Below are 1,672 nucleotides of genomic sequence, written 5' to 3'. Positions count from 1 at the left end.
AATCAGGACCATCTAAATCTTTATATACAGTATTATTACTGGAATCGTTTGATAAATTAGGTTGAGCATAACAAACCGATGGTGCACTTGGTTTAAAATAATATGAATGGGAACTCTGTTTATAAACAGTTTTATTCGGAATACCATAACGTGTCAACAACGTTAAAGATTCTCCTGTAGTAATAAATAATCGATATGGTGCTTTACAAGCATCCAACTTGTACGATGGATTTTTTTTTACTTCTGCTGTTATATTTTTGTTTGCATCGTACCATTCTAGAGATAACTTTCCATTTGCCAAAATATCACCATCACCATCATCATCTCCCCAATAATGATATGGGGCATCCATCAATTTTTGAATATCTATTTGTGGGTAAGTACTATTTCCATCTATTGGGACAAAAGTTTGAATATCACGAATAGATTCTGAATTTCCCGATAGTATGATTGGTTTTTGGCTACTTGATGTATCTTCTTGAGAGGTAATCAATCGACCATCAGATAATTTTATACTGAGTAAAGGTTCGGATGAATTTATATGGGTTCTACCTCCATCTAGAGTAATATAAGGACCACTTCCATGGATCTCTTTTGATGTAATCGCAGATAATGCAGTAGATTTAAAGGACACTATCAAACCTAATAATGCCAATATAATTCCAAACAAATAACGTCTGACAGTCAAGATAGGCATTACTAATGTCTTTTGGATATGCATCTTTGCCATTTTTATTAAAAAAATCGTTTTTGACCATAACGACAAACATGAAGAATTAATTGTAAGATGGGAATAACTAAAATTTAGTGATAAATGTTCAAAATGTGACAGTTTTGTAAAGCTGTGCTTTGTCCAGTTCATTATATTAATACCTTTTCCATATTTCAAGTTTTACTGCACTGTTTTTTATAAAAATTAATTACTTTTATTTTAAATATTTTCGTTGTTCATGCGAAAAAAGAGTTATCATTTTTACATAACTATAATGAACAACACCATTAAGAAAAGCTCGAAGGAATTACTCTTCATAGCTAAAAAAATCCTTAAAAACTCACAAGGCGGTTAATTTCGCTTTTTTATGTCTATTTATTACAGTTTTTCGCAAATTACTGTAAACAATGCGAGTAAGTTCTATAATTAACTTACTCGTAATAACCTCTGTAACTTCAAAAAGTTACAGAATCAAACTATTTGCTGAACAAATAAAACAAATTTAACTACGGCTTGACACAAGCAGCTCTAAGTTTATTATTAGTTGATTTAGAATCATATAAATCTCCATCCCCCAAATCGATTCGAATTGGTTCTCCTTTGTATGTATCAATTGCCCAATACCAATCTTGAGGATGACTAGTTTCCCAGTTATCAAGACCTAAATAGTGATTAGGATTGTTAAATAAGGTTCCCCATTCATTAAATAGCCCACCAATCCACTTGCCATTACCGCCGCGATAGCTTAATTGACGGCGATAACCATTGATATTTCTTCCCGGAATACCTCCAGTCCAAATATCATCATTATTTGCATTAGTATAATCTGCAACACTTGGCATTCGGTATCCAATTCGGTTACAGTAATTTTTTGCATCTTGCGCAGATGCATTAATATTAGCCCCTTGGGCTATATACCATCTTTCAATTTTAAAGCTATACAAGACTTTACTTTTGGCT

The 1,672-nt window shown here is 32.3% G+C and carries 1 protein-coding gene and 1 pseudogene; both read right to left on the bottom strand.

Annotated features, from left to right (window positions below; genetic code table 11):
* Positions 1–634: hypothetical protein (locus tag ACGH6S_RS12145; protein ID WP_411578991.1), on the bottom strand; the 634-nt coding region annotated here is incomplete at its 3' end.
* Positions 635–1,218: 584 nt separating this feature from the next.
* Positions 1,219–1,672, bottom strand: a pseudogene (locus ACGH6S_RS12140) (hypothetical protein); the annotation flags it as partial.

Source organism: Gilliamella sp. BG3 (genome assembly GCF_046635605.1).
GTDB lineage: Bacteria > Pseudomonadota > Gammaproteobacteria > Enterobacterales > Orbaceae > Gilliamella > Gilliamella bombi.
This window is presented reverse-complemented; position numbering and strand designations above follow the sequence as displayed.